This is a genomic window from Rufibacter ruber, assembly GCF_001647275.1.
GTDB classification, from domain to species: Bacteria; Bacteroidota; Bacteroidia; order Cytophagales; family Hymenobacteraceae; genus Nibribacter; species Nibribacter ruber_C.
In genome coordinates, this window is sequence record NZ_LRMM01000123.1 from 1 (window position 1) to 6184 (window position 6184).

A 6184-nucleotide genomic window follows, 5' to 3' on the forward strand; every position below is an offset into this window, starting at 1 on the left:
TAATACGCTTTCAGCAGGTGTACAACAGCTTTTTTCTAATCACAAAAATATTATGAAACAAATCTTCCTCATTCGGCACGCCAGGCCTCTGGTTGACCGACAGGTTATATTCTACGCTGGGCATCTGTTCACATGTGCGCGTTGCGTCTGGCCCACGGGTAAACCATGCACAGCCTTGGCAACCGCACCTATTTCATGCCTGAGAACAGCCCTCTCTGTGCAGCACAGTGTTTCCGGCAGATTATGTTCAGGTAGCAGCAGATGTACGTTTTGGGGCAGTTTTCAGGAAAACAGGTCTAAAACAGAAGCTCCTGCTGCACACCCAGGTTCAGGCGTTTGGGGGCAATCCTGACGGGGGGAACGGCGGGGACAACCGCCAGGGGTACGGGCGTACCGGTTATCCGATAGACCGGTGTCTCCCCAAACCGGGAAGCGACCACCACCTCCACCCCATCGGCGTGCGCCGAAAACAGCTCTTTCACCAGGTGGGGGCAGTTGTTGTCTTTGGAAAGGTGCGAGAGCAGCACGTGGCTCATGAACTCTGGCTTGTACCCGGTGAAGAGCGTGAGGGCCTGCCTGTTGGAGAGGTGCCCTTTCTCACCTTTGATGCGCTTTTTCAGGTGGTACGGGTAATAGCCGTTGTCCAGCAGGTCCTCGTCATAATTGGTTTCCAGAAAGGCCGCGTGGCAGCGCTGGAACTGCCGGATCACGTGGTCACAGGGCGTACCAATGTCTGTGAAGACTCCCACGTTCACCCCAGAGCTGCTCACCATGAAGCTGTGCGGGTCAGCGGCGTCATGCAATTTGGGGAAAGCGGTAACAGACAGGCTGCCCACCTGCACCGGGGCATAGGCCTCAAACGGCACCACCAGGTGCGGCTGCAGGTCAAGGCGGGAATTGCGCAGGGTGGGGTACGTGATGTACACCGGCAGCTGGTACCGTTTGGAGAGAACCTCCAGCCCCCTGATGTGGTCAGAGTGCTCATGGGAGATGAAGATGGCTTTCACCCGCTGCATTGACAGCCCCAGACGCGCCAGGCGCCGCTCGGTTTCGCGGCAGGATATGCCCACGTCTACCAGAACCGCCTCCTGCTCATTCCCCACGTAATAGCAGTTGCCATTACTCCCCGAGTTCAGTGATGTGATCATCAATTCGGTCATGCTGCAAAAATAACGAATTCAAACTGAGAAAGCGCTTCTGCGGGAGCAAATACTTGACGTTGAGCAGAAAACCGCCTGTGTGCGGCCAACCGGCAAGGGGGAAGGTGCGTACCTTAGAAAACAACTTCAGGAGAGACTACTATGGGTATCAAAGATATTGTCAACAAGGTAAAAGAAGAGGTGAAGGTGCTGCAGGGCGAAGCCTCCAAAGACAAGCTGTTCACCAATGAACAGGCGTATGCAGATGAGGCCACCGCCCAGCGGGAGTTCCTGCGGGGAAACAGAAACTGTTTGACGTGAACGGTTGGTCTAAGCTGAACGGCATCAACTCTACCTTTGAGCTGTTCAATGCCAACGGCCAACGCCTGCAGGCCACCAAGCCGGAACTGGGGCACTTTATAAAAATCATTCTGCCGGCGTCTAACATTGAAAACTGGGTTGAGGTGGTAGACATCAGAGAAGAGGAGAACGCCGCCGAGTTCACAGTAAAACCCAGCTCTGAGCCTGTGGCCCAGCAACAGGGTGAAGCCGAGGTCAAGCACTTCTTCACCAGCGAAGCCAGCAGCACCTTCAGGGTGGAGCGCCAGGGCACCAAACTGATTGGCTACGAGATTGGTCAGAACGAAAAAATCAACAACCACAATGAGGAGGCCGGGGACCGCGCCGTGCTGAACACCATGGTGGCCGAGGGCGGCTGGGCTGGTTTCCAGGATGTGCAATGGAACCGCCTCACGGCGTACCTGGTACACCTGGAGGAGGCCGCATAACCTGCTCCCACTTTTCACCTTTTACCCCGCAGGTCTGTTTTGGGGCTGTTTTTCAGAAAACAGCCCCAAAACAGACCTGCGGGCATTTGCAGCAGGAGCAAAAGGCTGGGTTCGCGCTTGCTTCCCTTTGATTGTGCAGGCGAAACCGGGGAGCAAAAGGTTCTTCTTAAAGGTTTCTAGGGCAGCATAGCAGCGCTATGGCGGTAGGCAGCCGCCAGGCCAGGTTAGTTGGGGGGCCGGTTGCAGCGCCAAAAAAATTTTAACCTGCTCTTAGATTTTGCATTGGAAGCTCAGCGGGGCAAGGGAAAGTACCGCCCCAGAGGTTCTGAGCCCGTTGCAGCATACCCAGGAGGCTAGGCAGGTTCTAGCCCTTGGCAGCACCAAGCATAACTTTCCAACCAGCTTTCACCTTTCCCGTGCTCCCCAGCTTCCCTCAGGGCTTTTCTTTCCCGCTTTTAAGATCTCCTTCCATCCGCTCTGCGGAAAACGGGGGCCTGCCCGTGTGCCCACCCCCTGCCCCGGCCCCGCCCGCGCCTCCCAGAACCATGCCGCCGGCCTCCGTATTTAAACCCAATGGCACCAGAGGCGTACCTAACACCATGTGTTTCTTAAACAGATGATATACCATGACAACTGAGTATACAAAAAATACCTCCCGTAAAGGGGTGGTGGTCATCACGGGCGCCTCTGCTGGTTTGGGCAGGTCCCTTGCCCGCGCATTTGCCAAAGACGGGTATGACGTGTCTTTGCTCGCCCGGGGGGTGGAGGGCCTGCAGGGGGCTCAGCGGGAGGTGGAGGCCATGGGCCGCCGGGCCATTTACTTTCCCGTAGATGTGGCTGACGCCGAAGCCGTGGAGAATGCCGCCGCCCAGACAGAGGAGCAGCTGGGCCCCATTGACGTCTGGGTCAACAACGCCATGAACAGCGTGTTCAGCCCCATCAAAAAAATGACCCCAGAAGATTACCGCAGGGTGACCGAGGTAACGTATCTGGGACAGGTCTACGGCACCCTTTCGGCGTTGAAACGCATGCTGCCGCGAGACAAAGGCAAGATTATTCTGGTGGGCTCAGCGCTGGCGTACCGCGGCATTCCGCTGCAGTCTGCGTATTGTGGGGCCAAGCATGCCATTCAGGGTTTCTTTGACTCTTTGGTCACTGAACTCATGCATGACAAGAGCAAAGTCACCGCCACCATGGTGCAGCTGCCCGCCATGAACACCACGCAGTTCGGGTTTGTGAAAAGCAGACTGCCCAACAAACCGCAACCCATGGGTAAGATCTACCAGCCCGAGGTGGCCGCCAAGGCCATTCTCTACGCCGCCACCCATGACCGCCGCGAGATCAACGTAGGCTACCCCACCGTGAAAGCCGTGGAAGGAAACAAAATTGCCCCCTGGTATGCAGATTACGTGCTGGCCCACAACGGCTATGAAGGCCAGCAAACAGATGAACCAGAAGACCCGAACCGCCGCAACAACCTCTACGAACCCATTCCCGGGGATCACGGGGCGCACGGGCCGTTTGGGGAGCAGTCCACTAATTTCAGTCCGCAGCTGTGGGCCACTTTGCACCGCAAGGAACTCCTTACTTCGGCCCTGGCTGTGGGCGGCCTTCTTTTGCTGGGCAGATGGCTGCGGTAACTTTTACCCAGAAAGGCACCGGCCGCTTACGTTCTGTTTTTGGGCTGTTTTCTGAAAAACAGCAAAAACAGAAACCTCACCTTCTCCAGTAACTCCTAAGAACTTGATTAAACCGTGGTTTTGCAGGCGAAGGATAGCAGCGACAGGACGAAGGCACTATTGAGCAATTAGGCAGCGCTACAAGTTGGGCAAGAGGCCACCTCCGGTTCTATTGAAACGCGTTTTAACAGCCCTGCATAACGTTAAACCAGCTCATCAAGCAGAAGTGTTTCACAACTAACCCGTACACAGAAAACTATGGCAGAAAACGGTATTCCGCCGGGCTGGAGTTATAACCCGGCTACATGGGGGCAGCGCCTCCCCATCATCCTTTTGGCAGTGGTGGGCCTGGCTATCTCTATTTACCTGACCCTGTTCCAGCTGCACGTGCTCCCCACGGTGTGGGAGCCCTTCTTCGGGAACGGCAGCCGAAAGATCCTGACGTCCAGTGTCTCTAAAATCCTGCCTATCCCAGATGCCGCGCTGGGGGCCATAGGCTACTTTACAGATGCGCTGGCGGGGGTAATTGGCGGCACTAAGAGGTGGCGCACCATGCCCTGGATTGTGATTGTGTTCGGCCTGGCCGTGGGGCCGCTGGGCATGGTCAGTATTCTGCTGGTGATCCTGCAGCCGGTCATGTTTGACGCGTGGTGTACCTTGTGTCTGGCATCGGCGGTGATTTCCCTGGTGATGGTAGGCCCGGCCATGGATGAGATGCTGGCCAGCCTGCAGTACATGCGCCGCGTGAAAGACTCCGGCATTTCCCTCTGGAAGGCCTTCTGGGGGTACAAAAGCGTTCAAGGTAAAGTTATATAGCTATGTGGGCACAGATCATTAACGCACTGCTGGGGCTTTGGCTCATGACGGCCCCCGTTATGCTGGACTCAGAAAAAACCGCCAGTAACAACGGCCATATTGTGGGGCCCATCATTGTCTCGTTTGCCGTGATTGCGTGGTGGGAGTCTACGCGGGTGGTTCGGTTGTACAACCTGCCGCTGGGGGCATGGCTGCTGCTGGCGCCGTGGGTGTTGGGGTATGAAAACACCCCTTCTATTGTGAACAACCTGGCCGTGGGCGCCCTGGTCATTGCGTTCAGCCTGGTGCGGGGAAAGGTGCAGGAACAGTTTGGCGGCGGCTGGGGAGCGGTTTTCCGGTCAGACACGCCCCACGCCAGAGCCGCCCGCGAGAAGCCTCAGCTGTAGCACCTTTCTGCTTATAAGCGCTTGTTAACAGTATGATTGGGCAGGCCAAAACGGGGAGCGACAGGTTCTCCTCTGGCGTTTATGACCAATGTGGCCGCGCCAGGGTGCGGGGCAACCCCTAAGCCGGGTTCTTTTGCGGCCCGTTGGCAGCACAGAAGACAAAGGCAAACATGCTCTGAGCAGAGGGCTGTTTTTGAGCTGTTTTTCTGAAAACAGGCCAAAAACAGCCCTCTGCCCTATTGGTTCACCCCTCTGGTGGAAGATTTTCTGGGCACCAAAATCGGGTCCAGCACAATGCGCTCCGGGGTTTCCTGGTAGAAGTTCTTCTGGCCGCTGAGTTGCAGGAACAGCCGGGCGGTCTCCTCCCCCATTTTCACGGTCTGCTGGTCAACCGTAGACAGTGACGGGGTCACAAACGCGCCAAACGCCTCATTTGCGAACCCAATGATGCCTACCTTCTCCGGCACGGGCACTCCCCGCTCCTGCAGGGTTTGCAAGGCGCCCATGGCGGTGTAATCCTCTGCGGCGAAGATGGCGTCAAAAGGAGTTTGCGTCTCCAGCAGCTGCTGCACCGTCTGCTGCCCCAGTTCCAGGGAAACCCGTCCTTTGAAGATGAGCTCCTCCCGCACCGGCAGGCCATGCTGCTTCAGCGCCTCTACATACCCGCGCAGGCGCTCCTTGAAAATGGTGAGGTGGAGGTCAGACATGATGTGCACAATGTTCTGGTAGCCCTGCTGAATCAAATGCTCAGTAGCGGCAAACCCGCCTTGAAAGTCATTGATTGTGACCGAAGGGATGGCCAGCTCCTGAATGGCGCGGTCAAAGAACAGCAGCGGCACCTGCCGTTTCCGGAGGCTGGCGTAAAACTCGGTCTGGTCCTTCTCTGCTGACACTGAAGCCAGCACGCCGTCTACCCGCGACTGCAGGAACGTGTTCACCCCCTTCTGCTCCTGCACCTGTGACTCACCCGTCTGGTAGAGCAGCACGCTGTAGCCGTTCTCATTCAGCACCCTCTCCATGCCGTGCACCACAGAACTGAAGAAGCTGGTATCCAGGCTGGGCACAATAATGCCAATCACGTTGCTGCGCCCCGACCGCAGGGAACTGGCCAGCTTGTTCTGCTGGTAGTTCAGGCGCCTGGCGGTCTCCAGCACCGCCGCTTTGGTGGCCGCGCTAATGGCAGGGTGGTCGTTCAGCGCCCGGGCCACGGTAGAAAACGTCACCCCTAGTTCGGCCGCAATATCATGTATGGTGGTTTTCTTCACGGTCTTGCTTATGGTGCAAAATAGGCGTAAGTTTTCCAGTTCCCCGCCTTCTAATGACATCAATTCCTGTTTTCGCTGTTCTGAAACTTGTCGAAAACAGGCAGTAAACTA

7 protein-coding genes are annotated in these 6184 nt (G+C 56.6%); 5 read left to right on the top strand and 2 right to left on the bottom strand.

What is annotated here, in order from left to right; translation table 11 throughout:
• Positions 1-296: 296 nt before the first annotated feature.
• Positions 297-1160 (bottom strand): MBL fold metallo-hydrolase, encoded by an 864-nt coding sequence (locus A8O25_RS21780; RefSeq protein WP_066839692.1) that lies wholly within the window; start codon positions 1158-1160, stop codon positions 297-299.
• Positions 1161-1301: 141 nt separating this feature from the next.
• Here A8O25_RS21780 and A8O25_RS23995 point away from each other — a divergent pair, with 141 nt between their 5' ends.
• The 5 genes from A8O25_RS23995 to A8O25_RS21800 all read left to right on the top strand — a co-directional run bounded on the left by A8O25_RS23995 (position 1302) and on the right by A8O25_RS21800 (position 4808).
• Complete coding sequence (locus tag A8O25_RS23995) at positions 1302-1460, top strand: hypothetical protein (protein WP_241499123.1); 159 nt, start codon at positions 1302-1304, stop codon at positions 1458-1460.
• Positions 1457-1927, top strand: coding sequence for a hypothetical protein (locus A8O25_RS21785; RefSeq protein ID WP_241499124.1), 471 nt, complete (start codon positions 1457-1459; stop codon positions 1925-1927). The genes A8O25_RS23995 and A8O25_RS21785 overlap by 4 nt, the downstream gene beginning before the upstream one ends.
• 626 nt (positions 1928-2553) lie before the next feature.
• Positions 2554-3567 carry an SDR family oxidoreductase gene (locus A8O25_RS21790; protein ID WP_066839694.1) on the top strand — a complete coding sequence of 338 codons (1014 nt, stop codon included), beginning with the start codon at positions 2554-2556 and terminating at the stop codon, positions 3565-3567.
• 297 nt (positions 3568-3864) lie between these two features.
• Complete coding sequence (locus A8O25_RS21795) at positions 3865-4422, top strand: vitamin K epoxide reductase family protein (protein WP_066839696.1); 558 nt, start codon at positions 3865-3867, stop codon at positions 4420-4422.
• A gap of 2 nt (positions 4423-4424) precedes the next feature.
• The gene (locus A8O25_RS21800; RefSeq protein WP_066839698.1) at positions 4425-4808 is read left to right on the top strand and encodes an SPW repeat protein; all 384 of its coding nucleotides are present in this window, start codon (positions 4425-4427) and stop codon (positions 4806-4808) included.
• A gap of 236 nt (positions 4809-5044) precedes the next feature.
• Here the strand turns inward: A8O25_RS21800 and A8O25_RS21805 are convergent, their stop codons facing one another.
• A complete protein-coding gene (locus A8O25_RS21805; RefSeq protein WP_066839700.1) occupies positions 5045-6073 on the bottom strand; it encodes a LacI family DNA-binding transcriptional regulator in 1029 nt (342 codons plus the stop codon).
• Positions 6074-6184: the final 111 nt, after the last annotated feature.

Coding starts and splice junctions, on each gene's coding strand:
- A8O25_RS21780 (WP_066839692.1), bottom strand. CDS start 1,160: ATGACCGAATTGATGATCACATCACTGAACTCGGGGAGTAATGGCAAC.
- A8O25_RS23995 (WP_241499123.1), top strand. CDS start 1,302: ATGGGTATCAAAGATATTGTCAACAAGGTAAAAGAAGAGGTGAAGGTG.
- A8O25_RS21790 (WP_066839694.1), top strand. CDS start 2,554: ATGACAACTGAGTATACAAAAAATACCTCCCGTAAAGGGGTGGTGGTC.
- A8O25_RS21795 (WP_066839696.1), top strand. CDS start 3,865: ATGGCAGAAAACGGTATTCCGCCGGGCTGGAGTTATAACCCGGCTACA.
- A8O25_RS21800 (WP_066839698.1), top strand. CDS start 4,425: ATGTGGGCACAGATCATTAACGCACTGCTGGGGCTTTGGCTCATGACG.